This is a genomic window from Acidimangrovimonas pyrenivorans, assembly GCF_042643245.1.
GTDB classification, from domain to species: domain Bacteria; phylum Pseudomonadota; class Alphaproteobacteria; order Rhodobacterales; family Rhodobacteraceae; genus Acidimangrovimonas; species Acidimangrovimonas pyrenivorans.
The window spans coordinates 837,753-858,906 of record NZ_JBHRSK010000004.1 but is presented as its reverse complement, the minus strand read 5'-3'; the positions used below and the strand labels follow the sequence as shown (position 1 = coordinate 858,906).

The following is a 21,154-nucleotide window of genomic DNA, read 5'->3' as shown; positions in this document are numbered from 1 at the left end:
GGCTCGGGTTCGGGGCGCGGCCGGCCCGCTCGGGCCCCGGCGGTGGCCGAGGGGATCGCGCCGGATCGCGGCGGTGCCGCGGCCGGACCCTCGGCCAGGGGATCGGCGAAGGGGTCGGCGAAGGGGGTGGCGAGGCGATCAGCCGCGGCGCGGCAGGCTGTCGGGCAGCGAGATCCGCGCCACCTGTTCGGCGATCGGATCGACCGAGAGCGGGTGCAGCTCCGAGGTATGCGCCTCGGGATCGCCGATCGGCTGCCAGCGGTTGTCCTTGTAGATCTCGAGCGCGTCGAAATTGGCCTTGTAGCCCATCTTGCGGCTGCCCGGCACCCAGTAGCCGAGATAGACGTAGGGCAGCCCGACCTCGCGCGCCAGCGCGATGTGGTCGAGGATGACATAGGTGCCCAGGGAGTCGCGGACCCGGTCGGGATCGTAGAAGGAATAGACCATGCTCAGCCCGTCATCGAGCACGTCGGTCAGGCAGACCGCGGTCAGCTCGCGCCGGCGCTCGCCCGGCCGCGGCGGCGAGGTATATTCGACCACGCGGCTGCGCACCGGCGTCTCCTCGATCATCGCGGCGAATTCGAAGATGTCCATGTCGGCCATGCCGCCATCGGCGTGGCGGCTGTCGAGATAGCGCCGGAACAGCGCGTATTGATCCTCGGTCGCCCAGGGGCTGGTCGCCTCGCGCTGCAGCTCGGCATTGCGCTTGAGTGTCCGGCGCTGGCCGCGCGACGGGGTGAAGTCGGCGACCCGGATCCGCGCCGACAGGCAGGCCGAGCATTCGGCGCAGGACGGCCGGTAGAGCACGTTCTGCGAGCGCCGGAAGCCCTGTTTCGACAGCGCGTCGTTGAGCATCTCGGCCCGCTCGCCCTGCAGCGCGGTGAACAGCTTGCGCTCCATGCGCCCGTCGAGATAGGGGCAGGATTGCGGGGCCGTCACGTAGAACTGGGGCGCTATGGGCAGCGTGTGGCGCATCTGGAGTGGTGTTTCGCTTGGTCCGGGGCCCGGGAAAGCACCGGGCAACCCGCAGACGCTAGCAATCCCGTTGCCCCCTGCCAAGTACCTCATTGGCCGCAGACGGGCGCGAAAGGCGGGGAAATGCCGGCCTCGGGGCCGGCATTGGCCTTCGGCGGGGGATGTTTTCGCCCAGAAGAAGCAGGAAGGCCGCTCTGCCCGTCTTCCGGCTGCAGACGTCCCGTGGGGGCGTGGGGGGCCTTCGGTTGTGCCCCCGCCACCTTGCCGCCTACATCGCCGCCGGGCGGTTGATCGCGGCGGTGCCGAGGACGATGTCGCTCAGCCCCTGGCCGCGGGCCGTGGTCAGCATCAGCGCGATCGAGACCAGCTGCGGCAGCACCATCGAGACCGAGACGGTGAAGCCCAGCGTGTGCAGGAAGGCGGTGGCGCCGTCGAAGCGGCTGCCGTCGAAGCGGCGGAACTCGATCGCCACCAGCCGCATGCCCCAGGTCGCCGAGCGGGTGGTCAGCGTCACCCAGCGGTAGAGGAAGCCGACGGTCAGGAACAGCAGCGGCAGGAAGAACAGCGCGGTGAAGGCGGTGAAGGGCACGATCAGGGCCGTGACCAGCACGATCAGCACGGTGTCGACGACCCAGGCGATGGCGCGCTTGGCCGGCACGCCGTCGTAGAAGCCGGCGTTGAGATCGGGGTCGGGCAGGCCGGGATAGGGATCGGCGGAATACATGCTGGGCTCCTCATGGGGCGGGCGGCCCCCAGGGGACCGCCCGTCGCGTGTCTCGGCTCAGTCTAGCTCAGCTTTCGGCCGCGGTCTCGCTGTCGCGGGCGGCGCGGGCGCGCTCGTCCATGAAGGCGTCGAATTCCTGCTTGTCCTTGGCATCGCGCAGGCGCTGCAGGAAGCTTTCGAAGGCGTCCTGTTCCTCCTCGAGCCGGCGCAGGGTGTCGGCCTTGTAGGCGTCGAAGGCGGTGTTGCCCGAGGAGGCCATGCCGTAATGGCGGGCCTTCCACTCGTGGCGGCGATGGCGGCAGGAACCTTTGAACATGCGCTTGCTCCAGATCATGTAGAACAGGATGGCGAGACCGACGGGCCAGAAGAAGATGAAGCCGAGGATCATCGCGGCGATCCAGGCCGGCTTGCCGCGCTCGTCGAGCCAGGCTTCGGCTTGTGAGGGCCAGGCGGTGATGGCGGTCATTGTGAACTCCCTAGAAGAGATGATGTGAATTGCTTTCACATTGCCAAGATCGGGAATCCGGCGCCGGCTTTCAAGGGTCGATGTGAAAGTTTTTCACATTGCCCCCGGGTGCGACAGTTTCCCGGCTCTGGCGAGAAGCATCGCGCCTCGGCCGGGGGCGTGCCGTAAGGGATTGAAACGCCGGTCTATTCGGTGAAGTCGGCGATCTCGGCGCCGGTCAGCCGGTGGAGCTCGCCGGGGGCGATGGAAAAGATGTGGCGCGGGGTGCCGGCGGCGGCCCAGACCAGGTCGAACTCGAGGATCCGGGGATCGAGGAAGGCGGTCACCGGGTTGATATGGCCGACCGGGGAGACGCCGCCGATGGCAAAGCCGGTCTCGGCCCGGACCAGGTTGGCATCGGCCCGGCCCAGCGGTTCGCCGGCCAGTTCGCTGGCCTTGTCGGCGCAGACCTGGTTGCCGCCGGCGGTCAGGAACAGCCTGACATGGCCCGAGGTCTCGCCGCGGAAGATGATCGACTTGACGATCTGGTCCAGCGCGCAGTCGGCCGCCGCCGCGGCCTGGGCGGCGGTGCGGGTTTCGGCCGCCATCTCGCGCAGATCGACCTCGACCCCGGCCGCTTCCAGCGCCGCCTTGACCCGCTTCAGGCTCTTGCTCATGACTGTCTCCCTGTTAAGCCGCGTCACCATGTCCGGCGCGCGCGGCGGGGGCAAGGCCCGGCCGCTCACGGCAGGGTGACGCGAAGGAGGCGTGCATGGCCGATCTGGAGACCTTCCTGGCGCTGGAGCGCCGGGTCTGGGAGGCGCTGGTCGCGGGCGATCCGGCGGCGGACGGGGCAATGCTCGAGGATGGCTTCCTCGGGGTCTATTCGGACGGGTTCGCGGCCAAGGCCGACCATGCCGGGCAGCTGGCCGGCGGGCCGACGGTGGCACGCTACGAACTGGGCGACGCGCGGCTGCTCGAACTGGCGCCGGGCGTGGTGCTGCTGGCCTACCGGGCGGAATTCGTGCGGGTGGGGTCACAGGAACTCGAGGCGATGTATGTCTCCTCGGTCTGGCGCCGAGCCGAGGACGGCGGGCCGGTGGTCTGGCGGAACGTCTTCAGCCAGGACACGGCGGAAGGCGGGCCGGTGCCGGTGTAGGGTAGGGGAGACTGCCTTTGCCAGTCATGCGATGCGCCACTCCGCCCGCTACGCGCGTGTAGCGTGCAGGGCGAGCGCCTGCCCGTCCCGGCGGGCTGGCGCTTTGGGGGCCGCGTGCGAAGTTCATGTTGAGTAGGGGCTTGGCTGCCATAAAGTGTGAAGTTCGACGGTTGGGAGCGCCACCCCACGGGCAGGCGCTCGCCCTGCTCAGGTCGCGTATTGCTGCAGGGTCGGGATTGGCGAACCCCATCCAGTGCCGCCCCGAAAGGGCAAGGCGCTCGCCTCTGGCCCCCGTTCCGCCCACTCCCTTGCGGCACCGCTGCCCGTTGACCCTCCCGCGCCGCGCCGCCATCTTGCCTCCATGACATTCGCCACCCGCCTGAGCCGCTGCCCCATTCCCTTCGATCCCGAGGCCGGGGCCGAGGCGCGGGGGCTTTTCCCCGACCAGCCGCCCGAGATCGGCGCGCTGATCGCCGGCACTGCCGGCTGCAGCCCCTATCTCAAGGGCCTGCTCGAACGCGAAGTGGACTGGATCGGCGCCGCGCTGGCCGGCGGGCCGGAGCCGGCGCTGGAGGCCGAACTGGCGTCCTTGCAGGAGCTGCCGCTGGCCGATCTGGGCGCCGCGCTGCGCCGGGCCAAGCGCCGGATCGCGCTGCTGGCGGGGCTGGCGGACCTGGGCGGGGTCTGGTCGCTGGAACAGGTGACCGGCGCCCTGACCAGCCTTGCCGATACCGCCGTCGACCTGGCGCTGAAGCGTCTGGTGGGCGACGAGATCCGGCGCGGCAAGATCCCCGGCGCCACGCCGGAAGACGCCGAGACCGCCGCCGGCATGGTGGCGCTGGCAATGGGCAAGATGGGGGCGGGGGAGCTCAACTACTCCTCGGATATCGACCTCATCTGCCTCTACGACGAGAGCCGCTACGATCCCGAGGACAGCCACGAGGCCCGCGCCGGCTTCATCCGGGTGACGCGCAAGATGACGGCGCTGCTGACCGACCTGACCGCCGAGGGCTACGTCTTCCGCACCGACCTGCGGCTGCGCCCAGATGCCGCCGTCACCCCGGTCTGCCTGTCGATGGCGGCGGCGGAAAGCTACTACGAAAGCGTCGGCCGGACCTGGGAGCGGGCAGCCTATGTCAAGGCGCGGCCCTGCGGCGGCGACCTGGCGGCGGGGGCGCGCTTCCTCAAGACCCTGACCCCCTTCGTCTGGCGCAAGCATCTCGATTTCGCCGCGATCCAGGACGCCCATGACATGCGGCTGCGGATCCGCGCCCACAAGGGGCTGGCCGGGCCGCTGGTGCTGGAAGGCCATAACATGAAGCTCGGCCGCGGCGGCATCCGCGAGATCGAGTTCTTCACCCAGACCCGGCAGATCATCGCCGGCGGGCGCGACCCGGACCTGCGGGTGCGCGGCACCGTCGAGGGGCTGGCCCGGCTGGCCGACAGGGGCTGGGTGCCGGCCGAGGTGGCCGAGGAACTGACCGAGCATTACCGCGCCCATCGCGAGGTCGAGCACCGGCTGCAGATGGTGCAGGACGCCCAGACCCACCTGCTGCCGACCTCGGCTGCGGGCTTCGACCGCATCGCGCGGATGACGGGCGAGGGCGACACCGCCCGGTTCCGGGCCCGGCTGACCGAGCGGCTGGAGCGGGTGGATACCCTGACCGAGGGCTTCTTCGCGCCCGGGGAAGAGGCGGAGGGGCCGGACCTCTCCGAGAGTGCCGCCGCGATCGTCGAGGGCTGGCACGTCTATCCGGCGCTGCGCAGCGACCGGGCGGGCCAGATCTTCCGCCGGCTGCGGCCGACCATCCTCGGCCGGCTGCAACGCGCCGCCAACCCGGACGAGGCCCTGCGCCAGTTCGACGGTTTCCTCAAGGGGCTGCCCGCCGGGGTGCAGCTGTTCTCGCTGTTCGAGGCCAATCCTCAGCTGATCGACCTGATTGTCGACATCTGCGCAACAGCACCGCAGCTTTCGACCTATCTGTCGCGCAATGCCGGGGTGCTGGACGCGGTGCTGGGCGGCGACTTCTTCGCCCCCTGGCCGGGCGTGGCGGCCTTGCGCGCCGGGCTGACCGAGATGCTGGCCGGGATCGGCGATTACGAGGGCAAGCTGGATGCCGCCCGGCGCTGGGCCAAGGAATGGCATTTCCGCATCGGCGTGCATCACCTGCGCGGCCTCATCGACGCCTTCGAGGCGGCCAAGCAATATGCCGACCTGGCCGAGGCGGCGGTGGCGGCGGTCTGGCCGCCCTGCGTCGCCGAATTCGCCCGCAAGCACGGCGCGCCGCCCGGCCGTGGCGCGATGGTGCTGGGCATGGGCTCGCTGGGCGCCGGGCGGCTGAACGCGACCTCGGATCTCGACCTGATCGTGATCTACGACCCCGAAGAGGCCGAGGCCTCGGACGGGCGCCGCCCGCTCGCCGTCCGGCCCTATTACGCAAGGCTGACCCAGGCGCTGGTGACGGCGCTGTCGGCGCCGATGGCCGAGGGCCGGCTCTACGAGGTCGACATGCGGCTGCGGCCGTCGGGCCGGCAGGGGCCGGTGGCGACCTCCTGGGCGTCCTTCGTCAGCTACCAGCGCGACGAGGCCTGGACCTGGGAGCACCTGGCGCTGACCCGGGCCCGGCCGATCGCCGGCAACGAGGCGCTGGCGGCGGATGTCGAGGCGTTCCGGCGCGCGTTGCTGGCCGAGAAGGGGCAGGGCGCGACGGTGCTGGAGGATGTCGCCCGGATGCGCGCCCGGTTGCGGGCGGCGAAGCCCGGCGACGGCGCCTGGGAGGCCAAGCAGGGCCCGGGCCGGATGATGGAGATCGAGCTGCTGGCCCAGACCGCGGCCTTGCGGGCCGGCGATCCGGCGCGCCGGGTCGAGGCCCAGCTGCGCGCCGGGGCGCGCTCGGGCTGGTATGACAAGGCGGTGGAAGAAGAGCTGCTGGCGGCCTACCGTCTGTGCTGGCGGCTGACGGCGGCGACGCGGCTCTTGACCGACCGGGCGCTTGATCTCGACGCGGTCGGCGAGGGCGCGACGGCGTTCTTGCTGCGCGAGACCGGCGTGGCGTCGGTTTCCGACCTGGCAGCGGCGCTGGCGGAGCGGACGGCGGCGGCGGAACGGCGGATATCGGCGCTGTTGGGACAGGCGCAGGAGCCGGCGTGACGATGGGGAGACGGGTGATGGCGACGGGTGAGGCGGACCCCAAGGGGCTGATCCGCGAAAGCTACCGCATCGAGGGCATCGGCGCGGCCGAATGCCGTTCGATCTTCGTCGACTGGGCGCTCAGCCTGCCGGCGGGGATGGATCCCAAAGAGGCGCTGCGGGCGCTGCTGGCGCAGTACGGCGCCGCGGCGCCCGACCACCCGATGACCGCGGTGCTGAGCGCCGGGCTCGACGAGGCCGCCGCGCCGTGCCGCCGCGGCGGTCGCGCCGGGCGGAGCCGCCCGGCCGCCGGCTGAACTCAGCCCAGCCCGGCCGCCTTGCGCGCCAGCTCGGTGATCCCGGCCCAGTCGCCCTCGGCCAGCATCTGCTTCGGCGCCACCCAGCTGCCGCCGACGCAAAGCACGTTCGCCAGCGCCAGGTAGTCGCCGGCATTCCTCGGGCTGACGCCGCCGGTCGGGCAGAACCGGACCTGCGGGATCGGCGCGCCGAGCGCCTTCAGCGCCGGGGCGCCGCCGGCCACCTCGGCCGGGAAGAACTTCTGCACCGTATAGCCGCGTTCGTAGAGCGCCATGACTTCCGATGCCGTCGCAGCGCCGGGCAGCAGCGGCAGGTCGGCCGCCTCGCAGGCGTCGAGCAGCCGGTCGGTGGCGCCGGGCGAGACCCCGAAGCGCGCCCCCGCCGCCTTCGCCGCGGCGACATCCTCGGGCGTCAGCAGCGTCCCGGCCCCGACCACGCCGCCCGGCACCTGCGCCATCTCGCGGATCGCGTCCAGCGCCGCCGGGGTGCGCAGCGTCACCTCCAGCGCCGGCAGCCCGCCGGCGACCAGCGCCTCGGCCAGCGGCCGCGCCCGGGCGGCGTCCTCGATCACCAGCACGGGGATCACGGGGGCGAGGCGGCAGATCTCTTCGGCGCGGGCCGAGGCGTCTTGCGGGGTCATGTCGGGGCCTTTCGTCGAAACGCGGGAACGGGGGGAGAGGGCGGAGGCCTCCGGCGGGGATATTTGTATGAAGATGAAAGGGAGGGGAAGGGGCGGCCCTCCGCCTCGGGCGGCCGGAGCCGGGGAGGCGGAGGGCTTTCACCTTCAGCGGTCATCGGCGTCCCCGCCTGTACCGCGCCCTGATCCTTCCGCGAAATCCTTTCATCTTCACTAAAATATCCTCGCCGAAGGCAAGAAAGTTCGGACGCCGGCCAGCGGCCGCGGCGCCGGGGGGATCAGACGACCACGGCGGCGCCTTCGGTGGCGGCGCCGACATTGGCGCGGAACATCTCGAACATCTCGCGGCCGATGCCGTGTCGGTGAGCCGAGAGGTCGGCGGTGGCGGCGGGGCGGGCGTCGAGGTCGTCGACCAGCACTTCCAGCCGGCCGGCCGTGGCGTCGAGGCGCATCGGGTCGCCGTCGCGGACCTTGGCGATCGGACCGCCGGTCGCGGCCTCGGGGCTGACATGGATCGCCGCCGGCACCTTGCCCGAGGCGCCGGACATGCGGCCATCGGTGACCAGCGCCACCTTCAACCCGCGCTCCTGCAGCACCGACAGGATCGGGGTCAGCGAGTGCAGCTCGGGCATGCCGTTGGCGCGCGGGCCCTGGAAGCGGACGACGACGATGGTGTCCTCGGTGAACGCGCCGGCATGGAAGGCGGCCTTGACCTCCGCCTGGTCGGCGAAGACGCGGGCCTTGGCCTCGATGACATGGCGCTCGGGCGCCACCGCCGAGACCTTCATCACGCCGCGGCCGAGATTGCCGGAGAGTTGCTTCAGCCCGCCCTCGGGCTGGAACGGATCGGCGGCGGGGCGCAGGATGCGGTCGTTGTGGCTTTCGCGCGGCCCGTCCTGCCAGCTCAGGCTGCCGTCGGCCAGCTTCGGCTCCTGGGTGTAGCGGGCGAGGCCGTCGCCGGCGACGGTGGTGGTGTCGGGGTGGAGCAGGCCGGCGTCGAGCAGCTCGCCGATCATGTAGGCCAGGCCGCCGGCGGCGTGGAAATGGTTCACGTCGGCGAGGCCGTTCGGGTAGACCTTGGCCATCAGCGGGGTGGCGGCGGAAATGTCGGCGAAATCCTCGAGGTCGAGCACCACCCCGGCGGCGCGGGCCATCGCCGGCAGGTGCAGCACCAGGTTGGTCGAGCCGCCGGTCGCCATCAGCCCGACGATGCCGTTGACGAAGGCCTTCTCGTCCAGCACCTCGCCGGCCGGGCGGTAATCGTTGCCGAGCGCGGTGATCGCGGCGGCACGTTCGACGCCGGCCACGGTGAGGGCGTCGCGCAGCGGGGTGTTGGGATTGACGAAGCTGGCGCCGGGCAGGTGCAGGCCCATGAACTCCATCAGCATCTGGTTGGTGTTGGCGGTGCCGTAGAAGGTGCAGGTGCCGGGGCCGTGATAGGAGGCCATCTCGGCCTCCATCAGCTCGGCGCGGGTGATTTCGCCGGCGGCGAAGCGTTGGCGGACCTTGGATTTCTCGTCGTTGGGCAGGCCCGAGGTCATCGGCCCGGCGGGCAGGAACAGGGCCGGGACATGGCCGAAGCTGGCGGCGGCGATGACGAGGCCGGGCACGATCTTGTCGCAGACACCGAGGAAGAGCGCGGCGTCGAAGCAGTTGTGGCTCAGCGCCACCCCGGCGGCAAGCGCGATGGTGTCGCGCGAGAACAGCGACAGCTCCATGCCGGGCTGGCCCTGGGTGACGCCGTCGCACATCGCCGGCACGCCGCCGGCGACCTGGGCGGTGGCGCCGGCCTTGCGCGCGGCCTCGCGGATCAGCTGCGGGAAACGCTCGAAGGGCTGGTGGGCCGAGAGCATGTCGTTATAGGCGGTGACGATACCGATATTCGGCGCCCGGCCGGCGGCGAGCGAGGGCTTGTCGGCGCCCGCGGCGGCATAGGCATGGGCCTGGTTGCCGCAGGCGAGATGGGCACGGGCCGGCCCGGCCTCGGCGGCGCGGGCGATCTTGTCGAGATAGCGGCTGCGGCTGTCCTGCGAGCGGGCGCGGATGCGGTCGGTGACGCGGGCGATCGTACTGTCGAGCGGCATGGCGGCTCTCCGGGGTAATTGGGGCTCGGACCCGCGCTTAGCACAGACCGTTAGCGCTAACAATTCAAATCCGGCCGGGATGCGGGACAAGATAGCACCATATCTCCGGCGGGGAAGCGGGGATCGGGACAGACCGGCGCGGCCGGGTTTTTCGGCGCCGCGGCGGCCGGGTTGCGCAATCGCTATGCGCCGGGGTGACAACCCATGCGAATGCTGCATAGCGGCATTACGGCATTCGAAGTGGTCATGTCAGTGATGCTTACCTATTTTGGGTCGCAGGGACGGAGCATTGAGACATGGAAAGGAAAGACGCCATGAACACGCCCGAAACCTTCGCCGAAATCGATCTCGCCGCCATCGAGCGCGAGGCGCGCCGGATGCGGGCCGAGGCCGTCGCCGGCGGTGTCCGCGCGATGATCGCCTGGGTCGCCAGCCACACCCGCCGCGGTGCCGGCCTGCCGCAGAACGCCTGAGTGCGGGCAGCCGCCGCAAGGAAAGGCAAAGACGGACGCGACGGAGACACTCCCGGGGCCTTCCCGGGAGTGTCTCGTTTTTGAGCCTTTCGTTTCGAGCCTTTCGTTTTCGGGAGGGGCGAGTAGCGTGCGCGGCCTCTTCCCGCCGTGGCGAAGCTGCAGTAGGAGAGGGCCATGACACAGCCCTCCGCGCCCAGCCCCGACTCCGACCGCTCCGCTTCCCGCCCGACCGTCCGCCTGCGGCCCAAGGCCGAGGCGCGGGCGATCCGCCACGGCTTTCCCTGGGTCTATGCCGACGAGCTGGTCACCGACCGGCGGACGCGGGCGCTGGCGCCCGGCGTGCTGGCGCGGCTCGAGGATAGCGAGCGCCGGCCGCTGGGGCTGGTGACGGTCAATCCCAATTCCAAGATCATCTGCCGGATGCTCGACCGCGACAGCGGCGCCGAGGTCGACCAGGCCTGGTTCGCGGCCCGGCTGCGCCACGCGCTGGCGCTGAGGACGCGCCTGTTCGAGGCGCCGTTCTACCGGCTGGTCCATGCCGAGGCCGACGGGTTGCCCGGCGTCGTCATCGACCGCTTCGGCAAGGTTGCGGTGATCCAGCCCAATGCCGCCTGGGCCGAGGCGCTGCTCGCCCCGCTGGCGGCGGCGCTGGTCGAGGTGACCGGGGTGACGACCGTGATCAAGAACGGCACCGGCCGGGCGCGCGGGCTCGAGGGGCTGCCGGAGGAGACCGTGGTGCTGCAGGGCGCGGTCGACGGGCCGGTGCCGGTGACGATGAACGGCGCCACCTACATGGCCGACGTCCTGGGCGGGCAGAAGACCGGGCTGTTCTTCGACCAGCGGCCGAACCACGCCTTCGCCCAGCGGTTGGCCAAGGGGGCGCGGGTGCTCGACGTGTTCAGCCATGTCGGCGGCTTCTCCCTCGCCGCGCTGGCCGGCGGCGCCGAGAGCGCGCTGGCCGTCGACAGCTCGGCCCCGGCGCTGGATCTGGCGACCAGGGGAGCCGAGGCCGGCGGGGTCGCCGGGCGGTTCTCGACAAGGCAGGGCGACGCTTTCGCGGTGATGGAGGCGCTGGCCGAGGAAGGGGCGCAATTCGACCTCGTCGTCTGCGACCCGCCGGCCTTCGCGCCGGCGAAACCGGCGCTCGAGGCGGGGTTGCGCGCCTACGAGCGGGTGGCGCGGCTGGCGGCGCCGCTGGTGGCGCCGGGCGGCTATCTCGGGCTCTGCTCCTGCTCGCATGCCGCCGACCTGAGCAGCTTCCGCAACGCCTCGTCGCGCGGCATCGGCCGCGGCGGGCGGCGCGGCCAGATCCTCCATACCGGCTTTGCCGGCCCCGACCACCCGCTGCTGCCGCAGCTGGCCGAATCCGGCTACCTCAAGGCGCTGTTCTACCGGATGATGCCGTGAAGGCATTGCTCGACGCCTGCGTCCTCTACCCGACCGTGCTGCGCGAGGTGCTGCTGGCGGTGGCGCGGCGCGGCCTCTACGAGCCGCTGTGGTCCGACCGCATCCTCGAGGAATGGGCGCGGGCCGCGGTCAAGCTCGGGCCCGGGGCGGAAGAGATCGCGCGGGGCGAGATCGCACTGTTGCGCGCGGCCTGGCCCAGGGCGGCGGTGGCGCCGACGCCGGGCATCGAGGCGCGGCTGTGGCTGCCCGATCCGAACGACATCCACGTCCTCGCCGCCGCCATCGCCGGCAGCGCCGATGTGCTGGTGACCTTCAACGCCGTCGATTTCCCGCGCCGCGACCTGGCCGAGGAAGGCCTCGAGCGGCTCGACCCCGACCAGTTCCTGATCGGGCTGTGGCAGGACGCGCCCGAGGCGGTGGCCGCGGCGGCGGAAGAGGTGCGGGTCGAGGCCGAGCGGCTCTCGGGCGAGGCCCAGCCGATGCGCCGGCTGCTCAAGCGGGCCAAGCTGCCGCGGCTGGGCAAGGCGCTGGGGTAGGGGACGCCTGTGCGGCTGTCTCGCCCGGTGGCAACGCCGGGCGGCGCCCGACCCTCCCCCGGGAGGGCGCATGCCGAGGCCGGCCAATGGGCTCGGCCGTTCGGAGGGCCGCAACGCAACTGCCAGACGGGACCGTCGCAAGCGCCCACCCAGGGTCGGGCGCCGCCCTTCTCTCAGGTTTCGCAGATCAATCGCTGCCGCGCTCCACCGCCGCCCAGCGCGCTTCCATCTTCTCGATCGCGGCGATCCGCTCGTGGGTTTGCGGATGGCTCATCAGCCAGGCGGGGACGGTGCCGTGCGCCGCGCCGGTCAGGGCCTCAAGCTTGTGGAACAGGGATTTCTGCGGCGCGGTGCCGATCCCGGCCTTGGTCAGCAGCGCCGCGGCATAGGCGTCGGCCTCGTATTCGTCCTGGCGGCTGAGCCGGGCGGCCAGCAGGCTGGTGATCATGTTCGCCACCCACATGCCGATGCCGGGCAGGACCCGCGACAGGATCATCCCCAGCGCCATCCGCATCGCGTTCTGGCCCGAGAAGTCGATCATCCGCCGCCGCGAATGCCCCAGCGCGACATGGCCCAGCTCATGCGCGATGACGCTGGCCAGTTCCTCGGCACTGACCTCGCCGGCGCGGTAGCGGTCGTAGAACCCTTGCGTCAGGAAGATGCGCCCGTCGGGGGCGGCAAGGCCGTTGACCGGGGCGATGCGGTAGAGGTTGACCTCGATCCGGGAAACGCCGAGCGCCTCGGCCATCCGGTCGGTCAGCCGCTTGAGCCCGGCATCGGCCAGCGGCACCGAGCGGGCGTCGAGCTCCTTCGCCGTCTGCCAGGCCGAGAAGCGCCAGGTGATCCAGGCGAAGAGCAGGGCGAGCAGGATGGGGGTGAAGCGGATCATGGATCGGATATGGGGGAGGCGGAGGGGAAATGCCAGAGCCGTGAAGGGGCGGTGAGGCCTGTCGCTTTTCGCGCGGCTCGAAAATTCCCTGCCATCCGAGAAATGCGCCAACGGCCCGGAACAAGACGCTCTGCGCCGCCCTCTGTTGCGCAAACTGGGGGCAACGCAGGGCGCTACTCCGGTGAGGTCGCCCCGGACAGCCCTACCCCCGCCGGCCGGCGCGGCCGCCGCGGCGCTTGGCCAGCAACGGCGCGCGGGCGGACAGTTCGGCCATGATCTGCCGCCGGGTCTCGGGCGCCATCCGTGACCAGGCGGCGATCTCGTCCACGCTGCGGTGGCAGCCGACGCAAAGCCGCGCCTCGGGATGGATGACGCAGATCTTCACACAGGGGCTTTCGATCTCGTCGCGCTTCCAGACCTCGTCGTTCACCGCTTTCCCCTTGGTTCGGCCGGTTACAGATTGCGCAGGCGATCCAGCGCCCCTTGCAGGATATACCCCGCGGCGACGTGGTCGATCACCTCGTTCCGACGTTTGCGCGACGTATCCGCCTCGAGCAGTGCCCTTTCTGCCGCAACCGTCGACAGCCGCTCGTCCCAGAAGGTGATCGGCAGATCGGTCAGGCGGCTGAGGTTGCGGGCGAAGGCGCGGGTCGACTGGCAGCGCGGACCCTCGGTCCCGTCCATGTTGCGCGGCAGGCCGAGGACGAGGCCGCCGATCTCGCGCGCCTCGACGATCGCCAGCAGCGCCTCGGCATCGAGGGTGAACTTCTTGCGCCGGATCGTCTCGAGCGGCGTGGCGACGCTGCGCAGCCGGTCGGAGACGGCGACGCCGATGGTCTTCTCGCCGAAGTCGAGCCCGGCCAGCGCGCGATGCGGCGGCAGGGCGGCGGCGAAATCGACGATCTCCTCGAGGATGCTCATCGGTGCATTCACTCGGCCACGCCGGCCTTCTGGGCGGCGGCGCGGATCAGCGCCAGGTCCTGGTCGCGGCCGGCAAAGCGGGTCCGGGCCTCGCCCCAGATCGCCTTGGCCCGCTCGGTGTTGCCGAGCACGCCATAGGCGTTGATCAGCCGCGCCCATTCCGGCGCCGTGCCGCCCTCGTTGGCAAGCTTGTCGGCGAGGCGCTGGACCATGTCCTTGATCATCTGCTGGCGGTCGGCGGCCGACATCTTGCCGGCGGCCTGCATGTCCTCGGCCGTGGGGCCGGGCAGGGCCGGGGCCTGCGCCGCCGGGGCCTGGCCGCCCGCGCCGCCCATCATCGGTGCGCCGCCGCCCTTGGCGGCCTGCTCGACCATCTTCAGCGCATCCGGGTTGTCGGCCAGTGCCTTGCGCGCCTTCTCCAGCGCGGCGGCCTGCTTGTCGGTCTCGCCCAGCACGCCATAGGCGCCGACCAGGCGGGCCCATTCCTGCGGGCTGCCGCCCTCGGTATTCAGCCGGTCCGAAAGCTGCTGCACCATGCCGCGGATCATCTGCTGGCGCTCTTCCGGCGTCATGTCCTGGGCCGCCGCCATGTCGGCCGCGCTCGGCCCCTTCATGCCGGGCGGGTTGTAGCGGATGCCTGCCTCGCGCGCGATTTCGCCGATCTGTGCCCGGATCATCTGGACCCAGGGCGCATCGGGCGGACCTTCCTCCATCAGAGGCTGCCACAGCCGGAAGGCGAGATCGGGCCGCCCGGTCTGGGTCAGCATCTCCCCGGTATAGAACCGCGCGATCTTGTTCTTGGGGTCGAGCAGCAGCGCCTTCTTCAGCACCTGCTCGGTCTCGGGCGAGACGTAGCCGTCTGCCGCGATCACCATCAGGTCGGCCTGTATGGCCCAGTCCTGGGCGGTGACCTTGTCGCCCTTGATGCGGTTGATCGCCTGCTGCGCCTTCCAGGCGGCGGAGAAATTGCCCAGTCTTTGTTCGTGTTGGACCAGCAGCTGCTGGCCGGTCAGGTCGTCGGGCTTCTTCGCCACCGCCTGGCGCAGTTTCTCGATCAGCGCGACATATTTCGGATCGGCCTTGGGCGGGGTGAATTTCTTGGCCACCTCGGCCTCGATCGTGGCCTGGCTCGGGCGGTCGGCGCGCGCCTTCTCGGCCTGGGCCAGACGTTCGGCCAGCGGCAGGTCGGGATAGCCCGGCGCGCCGACGCGGAGGTAGAGCCAGACCGCGCCGAGGCAGAGCACCGCGATCACCAGGCCAACGGCGATCGTCGCCTCGCGCGGGGCGGGAGCGCCCCCGTCGGCGGCCTGCAGCGCCTTGTCGGCCTCGAGCACCCGGCGCGAGACCTCGGTGCGCAGCCGCTTGGCCTCCTCGGCCGAGATCACGCCGCGGGCCTCGTCCTTGTCGACCTCTCGCAGCTGGTCGCGATAGACCTGCAGGTCATAGGCCGCCGCCGGCGTGCCGCGGTCGCGGCCGCGGATCAGCGCCCGGATCATCAGCGCGGCCACCGCCACGGTCAGCCCGCCGACGGCGGTCCAGAAGCCCCAATTCGCCAAGAAGTCCATTGATCCTCCCATCCGCTCGCACCTCATGTAAAGATTCATCGCCGATGACAAAAGACACAAACCGCCGCAGGGGGCGGTCTGCGGCTCACGGCCGCGTGATGGCGCGCGAGCGGCGGCGGCGTGCTACAGCAATCGGGGCGATGTCGCATTTCTCCCGATAGTGCCGCAGACGGATGGGGAGGGGCGGCGCCGCCGCTTCACAAGGCAAGGGGCGGGCCACCGCCGCAGATCGGGGATTCGAGAGGGCCGATGAAACGTTATTCCGCTTTTGCCATCGCCCGCGAGGCGCTGCGCTTCCACCAGGGCTGGGAGCGGGCCTGGCGCTCGCCGCAGCCGAAATCGTCCTACGACGTCGTCATCGTCGGCGCCGGCGGCCACGGCCTCGCCACCGCCTATTACCTGGGCAAGAACCACGGCATCACCAATGTCGCGGTGATCGAGAAGGGCTGGCTCGGCGGCGGCAATACCGGCCGCAACACCACCATCATCCGCTCGAACTACCTCCAGGACCCGTCGGCGGCGATCTACGAGAAGGCGCGCAGCCTGTACGAAACGCTGAGCCAGGACCTGAACTACAACGTCATGTTCTCGCCCCGCGGCGTCATCATGCTGGCCCAGACCCATCACGAGGTCCGCGGCTACCAGCGCACCGCCCATGCCAACGCGCTGCAAGGGGTGACGACCGAGTGGATCGGTCCGGCCCGGGTCAAGGAACTGGTGCCGATCATCAATATCGACGGCCCGCGCTATCCCGTCCTCGGCGGACTGTGGCAGGCGCGCGGCGGCACCGCCCGGCACGACGCCGTCGCCTGGGGCTATGCCCGCGCCTGTTCCGACATGGGCATGGACATCATCCAGAAATGCGAAGTGACCGGCGTGCGTTCCGAGAACGGCCAGGTCACCGGGGTCGAGACCACCAGGGGCTTCATCGGCGCCAAGAAGATGGGCATCGTCGTCGCCGGCCATTCCGGGCAATTGGCCGAGATGGCGGGCTTCCGGCTGCCGATCGAGGCGGTGGCGCTGCAGGCGCTGGTCTCGGAGCCGGTCAAGCCCTGCATGGACGTCGTCGTCATGGCCAATACCGTGCACGGCTACATGAGCCAGTCCGACAAGGGCGAGATGGTGATCGGCGGCGGCACCGACGGCTTCAACAACTTCACCCAGCGCGGATCGTTCCACCATATCGAGGAGACGCTGCGGGCGCTGGTCGAGACCTTCCCGATGATCTCGCGGCTGAAGATGCTGCGGCAATGGGGCGGGATCGTCGACATGACCGGCGACCGCTCGCCGATCCTCTCGAAGACGCCGCTGGGCAACTGCTTCATCAACTGCGGCTGGGGCACCGGCGGCTTCAAGGCGATCCCCGGCTCGGGCTGGGCGATGGCCGAGCTGATGGCCAAGGGCCATTCGCCGCTCGCCGCCGAGTTCGGGCTGGATCGCTTCAAGGAAGGCCGCTTCATCGACGAGAGCGTCGCGGCGGGGGTGGCGCACTGATGGCCTCTCTGTCAGCCCTCGGTCTCTGTCTGGATTTTGTCGGCGTGGCCTTGCTGGCAGTTGATCTTGTCAGGGTACAAAAGTCGATGAAGAAGACGGCTAGCGAGAATGAGCGCCTGTTCAATGAGATATTCCCAAGCTTTCAGACTCTTGAGTTCGCAAGAACCTATCTTGAGACTGGTATCAGCGGCAGCGAAGGTTTCGATGGCGATGGCGGAGTAGATGTGCACGAACTCAGCCAAACACTTCAGTCTTTTCGTGACGAGATCGGCAAGAGCGCCGACGGGGTGACAAATGTAATCGAGTTTCTTCATCGGTCGGCCAGGGAGGCTGCTGACGACGCACGTCGATCGCTCACGTTCTCTTACGTCGGTATGGTGTTCATCCTCACTGGCTTTGCTCTGCAACTTCTTGGGTTGGACTTGCTCAACCTAAAAGCACTTGGAGTGCAATAGATGCTCACTCTCTCCTGCCCCTATTGCGGCGTCAAAGCCGAGGAATCCGAGCTCGCCCCGGGCGGCGAGGCGCATCTGGTGCGCCATGGCGCCGGCTCCTCCGACGACGATTTCGAAAGCTACATGTTCGCCCGCAAGAACCCCAAGGGCGTGCATTTCGAGCGTTGGCGCCATGCCCATGGCTGCGGCAAGTGGTTCCTGGCCGCGCGCTGCACCGCGACGCTGGAAGTCTTCGGCACCTACCCGGCGCAGTCGAAAGAACCCCCGGCCGATCTGATCGCGACGATCAAGGCCAAGCGACCCGGTTGGGAGGGCTGGAAATGAGCACCCGTCTGGCCCGTGGCGGCCGCCTCATCGACCGCTCGGCAACGCTGAGCTACACCTTCAACGGCAAGCGGTTCACCGGCTTTGCCGGCGACACGCTGGCCTCGGCGCTGCTGGGCAGCGGGCAGAGCCTGCTCGGCCGCAGCTTCAAGTATCACCGCCCGCGCGGGCTGGTGGCGAGCGGGGCGGAAGAGCCCAACGCGCTGGTCAACCTCGGGAGCGGCGCGCGGCTGGAGCCGAACCAGCGCACGACGACGACCGACCTGTTCGACGGGTTGACGGCGACCAGCCAGAACCACTGGCCGACGCTGGAATACGATGTCGGCGTGCTGAACAACTACGTCGCGCGCTTCCTGCCGGCCGGCTTCTACTACAAGACCTTCATGGCACCGCGCGCGGCCTGGAAATCGGTGTTCGAGCCGGTGATCCGCCAATCCGCCGGCCTCGGCAAGGCGCCGGTCGAGCGCGACGCCGACCGCTATGAATACCTCTACGCCTTCGCCGATGTGCTGGTGGTCGGCGGCGGCATCGCCGGGCTGCAGGCGGCACTGACGGCCGCGGCCTCGGGCGCCCGGGTGCTGGTGCTGGAACAGACCGCCCATTGGGGTGGCCGGGCGCCGGTCGACGGCGTCGAGATCGACGGCAAGCCGGCCGAGGAGTGGATCAACACCACGCTTCAAGCCCTTGAAGGGATGGAGAATGTCACCCTGCGCAGCCGCTGCATGGCGGCCGGGGTCTATGACCACGGTTACGTGCTGGCGGACGAGAAGGTGGCCGACCACACCCCCGGCGACGGCCGGCCGAAACACCGGGTCTGGCGCATCCGCGCCGGCTGCATCGTCACCGCGACCGGGGCGCTGGAGCGGCCCTTGGCCTTCGCCGGCAACGACATTCCCGGCGTCATGCTGGCCTCGGCGGTGCGCGACTACGTGGTCAACTGGGCGGTCAGCCCGGGCGACCGCACCGTCGTCGTCACCAACAACGACGACGCCTACCGCACCGCCATCGCGCTGAAACAGGCGGGGCTGGAAGTGCCGGCCATTCTCGATGCCCGCGACAGCGCCAACGGGGCGCTGCCGGAGCAGGCGCGGGCACTCGGCATAAGGGTCGAGACCGGCAAGGGCATCGCCAAGGTCAAGGGCGGCAAGGCCGTCACCGGCGTCGCCATCTGCGCCCAGGCCGGCGAGGGCGCGGTGCTGGAAGAGATCGCCTGCGACGCGGTGGCAATGTCGGGCGGCTGGTCGCCGGTGGTCCACCTCTACAGCCATTGCGGCGGCAAGCTGACCTGGGACGCCGAGCACTCCATGTTCCGCCCCGATCCGGCGCGGCCGCCGCTGGGCGCCGATGGCACCGGCTTCGTCTTCGCCGCCGGCGCAGCCAACGGCGCGTTGCTGGCGGGCGAGGTGCTGACGGACGCGCAGGCGGCGACGGTTGCCGCGCTCGAGGCCGCCGGGTTCACGCCGAAGGGCGACGCGGTGGCGACCGTCGGCGCGCCTGAGGAGGCACCGCTGCTGCCGGTCTGGACCATGCCGCAGGGCGCCGCGCCGGCGCTGCGGATGAAGATGTGGCTCGACTACCAGAACGACGTCAAGGTCTCCGACGTCCAGCTGGCCGCGCGCGAAGGTTACGAGAGCGTCGAGCACACCAAGCGCTACACCACGCTGGGCATGGCGACAGATCAAGGGAAGTTGAGTAATATCAACGGGCTTGCCGTTCTTTCTCAGGCTTTGGGTGAAGACATTCCGCAGGTCGGCACCACCACCTTCCGGCCGCCCTACACCCCGGTCACGATCGGCGCGCTGGCCGGCGAGGCGCGGGGCGAGATCTTCCAGCCGCTGCGCCGCACGCCGATGCATGACTGGCACGAGGCCAACGGCGTCGAGTGGGAGCCGGTCGGCCATTGGCGCCGCCCGTTCTGCTACAAGCGGGTGGGCGAGACCGCGGACCAGGCGGTAAAGCGCGAGGTGCTGAACACGCGCGAGAAGCTGGGCCTGCTCGACGCCTCGACGCTGGGCAAGATCCTGGTCAAGGGGCCGGATGCCGGGCGCTTCCTCGACATGCTCTACACCAACATGATGAGCAACCTGAAACCCGGCCGCTGCCGCTACGGGCTGATGTGCAACGAGAACGGCTTCCTGTCGGACGACGGCGTCGTCGCCCGCATCGACGAGGAGACCTGGCTGTGCCACACCACCTCGGGCGGGGCCGATCGCATCCACGGCTGGATGGAGGACTGGCTGCAATGCGAATGGTGGGACTGGAAGGTCCATACCGCCAACCTGACCGAGCAGTTCGCCCAGATCGCCGTGGTCGGCCCCAATGCCCGCAAGGTGCTGGAAAAGCTGGGCGGCATGGACGTTTCGGCCGAGACCTTCAAGTTCATGGACTGGCAGGACGGTGAACTGGCGGGGCTGCCGGTGCGGATCTACCGGATCTCGTTCTCGGGCGAGCTGAGCTATGAGATCGCGGTGCCGGCCAGCCACGGCCGGGCGCTGTGGGACAAGCTGATCGAGGCCGGGGCCGAGTTCGGCGCCATGCCCTACGGCACCGAGGCGCTGCACATCATGCGGGCCGAGAAGGGCTTCATCATGATCGGCGACGAGACCGACGGCACGGTGATCCCGCAGGATCTGGGGCTGGACTGGGCGATCTCGAAGAAGAAGGAGGATTTCCTCGGCAAGCGCGGCCAGCAGCGGCCGCACATGACCGATCCCGACCGCTGGAAGCTGGTCGGGCTGGAAACCCTCGACGGCTCGGTGATCCCCGACGGCGCCTACGCGGTGGCCGCGGGCACCAATGCCAACGGTCAGCGCAACACGGAAGGGCGCGTGACATCAACCTATTACTCGCCGACGCTCAAGCGCGGTATCGCGATGGGGTTGATCAAGCGCGGGCCCGAACGGATGGGCGAGACGGTGGAGTTCCCGAAGACCGGTGGCGGCGCGGTCCGGGCCCGGATCGTCGATCCGGTCTTCTACGACAAGGACGGGGAGAAGCAGAATGTCTGACCCGGTTTCGGCGCTCGGCGGCGCCAGCTTCGACGGTTACGTGACGGTGCGCGAGGTCGGGCCGCAGGGCATGATCACCCTGCGCGGCGACCTTGGCGCGACCCGGCTGAAGGAAGCGGTCAAGGCGGCGGTCGGCACCGAGGTGCCCGACACCCGGCGGATCGAGATGGTGGGGGAGAAGGGCGCGGGCTGGATGTCGCCCGACGAGCTGCTGCTCTGGCTGCCCTATGCCGAGGTGCCGGCGACGCTGGCGGCGCTGACCGCGGCGCTGAAGGGCGAGCACGCGCTGGCGATCGACGTCTCGGACGCCCGCGCGGTGTTCCGGATCGAGGGCGCGGGCGCGCGCGAGGTGCTGGCCAAGCTTTGCCCCGTCGACCTGTCGCCCGCCGTCTTCGGCCCGGGCGAGCTGCGCCGCACCCGCGCCGCCCAGGTCGCCGCCGCCTTCTGGATGGATGCGGAAGGCGGCTTCACGCTGGTCTCCTTCCGCTCGGTCGCGGCCTATGTCATGGGGCTGCTGACGGTCTCGGCGACCCCGGGCGGCGAGGTCGGGCTGTTCTAGGCACCCGCTCTCAACTCTTCGTGAGCCGGCGGCGCGTCAGCGGTCGAATTC

At 70.2% G+C, this 21,154-nt stretch carries 21 protein-coding genes; 11 read left to right on the top strand and 10 right to left on the bottom strand.

Going from position 1 to position 21,154, the window contains the following annotated elements:
* Positions 1 to 138 precede the first annotated feature (138 nt).
* The 4 genes from ACFOES_RS06985 to ACFOES_RS06970 all read right to left on the bottom strand — a co-directional run bounded on the left by ACFOES_RS06985 (position 139) and on the right by ACFOES_RS06970 (position 2,821).
* Entirely contained in the window at positions 139 to 975 is an 837-nt protein-coding gene (locus tag ACFOES_RS06985; RefSeq protein WP_377832480.1) for an arginyltransferase, read from the bottom strand.
* A gap of 268 nt (positions 976 to 1,243) precedes the next feature.
* Positions 1,244 to 1,699, bottom strand: coding sequence for an RDD family protein (locus ACFOES_RS06980; protein ID WP_377832479.1), 456 nt, complete (start codon positions 1,697 to 1,699; stop codon positions 1,244 to 1,246).
* A gap of 67 nt (positions 1,700 to 1,766) precedes the next feature.
* On the bottom strand, positions 1,767 to 2,165 hold the full coding sequence (locus ACFOES_RS06975) for a DUF2852 domain-containing protein (RefSeq protein WP_377832478.1): 399 nt from the start codon (positions 2,163 to 2,165) through the stop codon (positions 1,767 to 1,769).
* A 185-nt stretch (positions 2,166 to 2,350) separates the two neighbouring features.
* Positions 2,351 to 2,821 (bottom strand): YbaK/EbsC family protein, encoded by a 471-nt coding sequence (locus tag ACFOES_RS06970; RefSeq protein WP_377832477.1) that lies wholly within the window; start codon positions 2,819 to 2,821, stop codon positions 2,351 to 2,353.
* A gap of 95 nt (positions 2,822 to 2,916) precedes the next feature.
* Here ACFOES_RS06970 and ACFOES_RS06965 point away from each other — a divergent pair, with 95 nt between their 5' ends.
* From ACFOES_RS06965 to ACFOES_RS06955, 3 genes are all read left to right on the top strand, one after another.
* Positions 2,917 to 3,303 (top strand): DUF4440 domain-containing protein, encoded by a 387-nt coding sequence (locus ACFOES_RS06965; protein ID WP_377832476.1) that lies wholly within the window; start codon positions 2,917 to 2,919, stop codon positions 3,301 to 3,303.
* Between the two features lie 361 nt (positions 3,304 to 3,664).
* Positions 3,665 to 6,454, top strand: coding sequence for a [protein-PII] uridylyltransferase family protein (locus ACFOES_RS06960; protein ID WP_377832475.1), 2,790 nt, complete (start codon positions 3,665 to 3,667; stop codon positions 6,452 to 6,454).
* A 17-nt stretch (positions 6,455 to 6,471) separates the two neighbouring features.
* A complete protein-coding gene (locus ACFOES_RS06955) occupies positions 6,472 to 6,750 on the top strand; it encodes a hypothetical protein (RefSeq protein WP_377832474.1) in 279 nt (92 codons plus the stop codon).
* A gap of 2 nt (positions 6,751 to 6,752) precedes the next feature.
* Here ACFOES_RS06955 and eda read toward each other — a convergent pair whose 3' ends face one another.
* Positions 6,753 to 7,391, bottom strand: a complete 639-nt coding sequence (gene eda, locus ACFOES_RS06950) for a bifunctional 4-hydroxy-2-oxoglutarate aldolase/2-dehydro-3-deoxy-phosphogluconate aldolase (protein WP_377832473.1) — start codon at positions 7,389 to 7,391, stop codon at positions 6,753 to 6,755.
* Positions 7,392 to 7,666: 275 nt separating this feature from the next.
* Positions 7,667 to 9,472, bottom strand: a complete 1,806-nt coding sequence (edd, locus tag ACFOES_RS06945) for a phosphogluconate dehydratase (RefSeq protein WP_377832472.1) — start codon at positions 9,470 to 9,472, stop codon at positions 7,667 to 7,669.
* A 314-nt stretch (positions 9,473 to 9,786) separates the two neighbouring features.
* Here edd and ACFOES_RS06940 point away from each other — a divergent pair, with 314 nt between their 5' ends.
* The 3 genes from ACFOES_RS06940 (at position 9,787) to ACFOES_RS06930 (ending at position 11,888) form a co-directional block, all read left to right on the top strand.
* Complete coding sequence (locus ACFOES_RS06940) at positions 9,787 to 9,945, top strand: RSP_7527 family protein (protein WP_377832471.1); 159 nt, start codon at positions 9,787 to 9,789, stop codon at positions 9,943 to 9,945.
* A gap of 174 nt (positions 9,946 to 10,119) precedes the next feature.
* Complete coding sequence (locus ACFOES_RS06935) at positions 10,120 to 11,352, top strand: RSP_2647 family RNA methyltransferase (RefSeq protein ID WP_377832470.1); 1,233 nt, start codon at positions 10,120 to 10,122, stop codon at positions 11,350 to 11,352.
* Complete coding sequence (locus ACFOES_RS06930; RefSeq protein WP_377832469.1) at positions 11,349 to 11,888, top strand: RSP_2648 family PIN domain-containing protein; 540 nt, start codon at positions 11,349 to 11,351, stop codon at positions 11,886 to 11,888. Before ACFOES_RS06935 ends, ACFOES_RS06930 begins: the two co-directional genes overlap by 4 nt.
* 187 nt (positions 11,889 to 12,075) lie before the next feature.
* Here the strand turns inward: ACFOES_RS06930 and ACFOES_RS06925 are convergent, their stop codons facing one another.
* The 4 genes from ACFOES_RS06925 to ccmI form a co-directional block, all read right to left on the bottom strand.
* Entirely contained in the window at positions 12,076 to 12,777 is a 702-nt protein-coding gene (locus ACFOES_RS06925) for a M48 family metalloprotease (RefSeq protein WP_377832468.1), read from the bottom strand.
* Between the two features lie 202 nt (positions 12,778 to 12,979).
* On the bottom strand, positions 12,980 to 13,207 hold the full coding sequence (locus ACFOES_RS06920; protein WP_377832467.1) for a DUF1289 domain-containing protein: 228 nt from the start codon (positions 13,205 to 13,207) through the stop codon (positions 12,980 to 12,982).
* Between the two features lie 23 nt (positions 13,208 to 13,230).
* A complete protein-coding gene (ruvX, locus tag ACFOES_RS06915; RefSeq protein ID WP_377832466.1) occupies positions 13,231 to 13,698 on the bottom strand; it encodes a Holliday junction resolvase RuvX in 468 nt (155 codons plus the stop codon).
* Positions 13,699 to 13,706: 8 nt separating this feature from the next.
* Positions 13,707 to 15,263 carry a c-type cytochrome biogenesis protein CcmI gene (gene ccmI / locus ACFOES_RS06910; protein ID WP_377832465.1) on the bottom strand — a complete coding sequence of 519 codons (1,557 nt, stop codon included), beginning with the start codon at positions 15,261 to 15,263 and terminating at the stop codon, positions 13,707 to 13,709.
* A 249-nt stretch (positions 15,264 to 15,512) separates the two neighbouring features.
* Here ccmI and ACFOES_RS06905 point away from each other — a divergent pair, with 249 nt between their 5' ends.
* From ACFOES_RS06905 to ACFOES_RS06885, 5 genes are read left to right on the top strand one after another with little or no spacing between them, the layout of a single operon-like run.
* Positions 15,513 to 16,757 (top strand): sarcosine oxidase subunit beta family protein, encoded by a 1,245-nt coding sequence (locus tag ACFOES_RS06905; RefSeq protein WP_377832464.1) that lies wholly within the window; start codon positions 15,513 to 15,515, stop codon positions 16,755 to 16,757.
* Positions 16,757 to 17,212 carry a hypothetical protein gene (locus ACFOES_RS06900; RefSeq protein WP_377832463.1) on the top strand — a complete coding sequence of 152 codons (456 nt, stop codon included), beginning with the start codon at positions 16,757 to 16,759 and terminating at the stop codon, positions 17,210 to 17,212. Before ACFOES_RS06905 ends, ACFOES_RS06900 begins: the two co-directional genes overlap by 1 nt.
* On the top strand, positions 17,213 to 17,536 hold the full coding sequence (locus ACFOES_RS06895) for a sarcosine oxidase subunit delta (RefSeq protein WP_377832462.1): 324 nt from the start codon (positions 17,213 to 17,215) through the stop codon (positions 17,534 to 17,536). It begins immediately after the preceding gene.
* On the top strand, positions 17,533 to 20,544 hold the full coding sequence (locus tag ACFOES_RS06890; protein WP_377832461.1) for a sarcosine oxidase subunit alpha family protein: 3,012 nt from the start codon (positions 17,533 to 17,535) through the stop codon (positions 20,542 to 20,544). Before ACFOES_RS06895 ends, ACFOES_RS06890 begins: the two co-directional genes overlap by 4 nt.
* Positions 20,537 to 21,103, top strand: coding sequence for a sarcosine oxidase subunit gamma (locus ACFOES_RS06885; RefSeq protein WP_377832460.1), 567 nt, complete (start codon positions 20,537 to 20,539; stop codon positions 21,101 to 21,103). The genes ACFOES_RS06890 and ACFOES_RS06885 overlap by 8 nt, the downstream gene beginning before the upstream one ends.
* Positions 21,104 to 21,154 lie beyond the last annotated feature (51 nt).

Excerpts from the sequence above, each read along its gene's own strand:
- ACFOES_RS06890 (WP_377832461.1), top strand. The coding sequence starts at position 17,533 with ATGAGCACCCGTCTGGCCCGTGGCGGCCGCCTCATCGACCGCTCGGCA.
- ACFOES_RS06925 (WP_377832468.1), bottom strand. The coding sequence starts at position 12,777 with ATGATCCGCTTCACCCCCATCCTGCTCGCCCTGCTCTTCGCCTGGATC.
- ACFOES_RS06980 (WP_377832479.1), bottom strand. The coding sequence starts at position 1,699 with ATGTATTCCGCCGATCCCTATCCCGGCCTGCCCGACCCCGATCTCAAC.
- ACFOES_RS06935 (WP_377832470.1), top strand. The coding sequence starts at position 10,120 with ATGACACAGCCCTCCGCGCCCAGCCCCGACTCCGACCGCTCCGCTTCC.
- ACFOES_RS06955 (WP_377832474.1), top strand. The coding sequence starts at position 6,472 with ATGGCGACGGGTGAGGCGGACCCCAAGGGGCTGATCCGCGAAAGCTAC.
- ACFOES_RS06940 (WP_377832471.1), top strand. The coding sequence starts at position 9,787 with ATGAACACGCCCGAAACCTTCGCCGAAATCGATCTCGCCGCCATCGAG.
- edd (WP_377832472.1), bottom strand. The coding sequence starts at position 9,472 with ATGCCGCTCGACAGTACGATCGCCCGCGTCACCGACCGCATCCGCGCC.
- ACFOES_RS06895 (WP_377832462.1), top strand. The coding sequence starts at position 17,213 with ATGCTCACTCTCTCCTGCCCCTATTGCGGCGTCAAAGCCGAGGAATCC.
- ccmI (WP_377832465.1), bottom strand. The coding sequence starts at position 15,263 with ATGGACTTCTTGGCGAATTGGGGCTTCTGGACCGCCGTCGGCGGGCTG.
- ACFOES_RS06885 (WP_377832460.1), top strand. The coding sequence starts at position 20,537 with ATGTCTGACCCGGTTTCGGCGCTCGGCGGCGCCAGCTTCGACGGTTAC.
- ACFOES_RS06970 (WP_377832477.1), bottom strand. The coding sequence starts at position 2,821 with ATGAGCAAGAGCCTGAAGCGGGTCAAGGCGGCGCTGGAAGCGGCCGGG.
- ACFOES_RS06965 (WP_377832476.1), top strand. The coding sequence starts at position 2,917 with ATGGCCGATCTGGAGACCTTCCTGGCGCTGGAGCGCCGGGTCTGGGAG.
- ACFOES_RS06900 (WP_377832463.1), top strand. The coding sequence starts at position 16,757 with ATGGCCTCTCTGTCAGCCCTCGGTCTCTGTCTGGATTTTGTCGGCGTG.
- ruvX (WP_377832466.1), bottom strand. The coding sequence starts at position 13,698 with ATGAGCATCCTCGAGGAGATCGTCGATTTCGCCGCCGCCCTGCCGCCG.
- ACFOES_RS06975 (WP_377832478.1), bottom strand. The coding sequence starts at position 2,165 with ATGACCGCCATCACCGCCTGGCCCTCACAAGCCGAAGCCTGGCTCGAC.
- ACFOES_RS06985 (WP_377832480.1), bottom strand. The coding sequence starts at position 975 with ATGCGCCACACGCTGCCCATAGCGCCCCAGTTCTACGTGACGGCCCCG.
- eda (WP_377832473.1), bottom strand. The coding sequence starts at position 7,391 with ATGACCCCGCAAGACGCCTCGGCCCGCGCCGAAGAGATCTGCCGCCTC.
- ACFOES_RS06960 (WP_377832475.1), top strand. The coding sequence starts at position 3,665 with ATGACATTCGCCACCCGCCTGAGCCGCTGCCCCATTCCCTTCGATCCC.
- ACFOES_RS06905 (WP_377832464.1), top strand. The coding sequence starts at position 15,513 with ATGAAACGTTATTCCGCTTTTGCCATCGCCCGCGAGGCGCTGCGCTTC.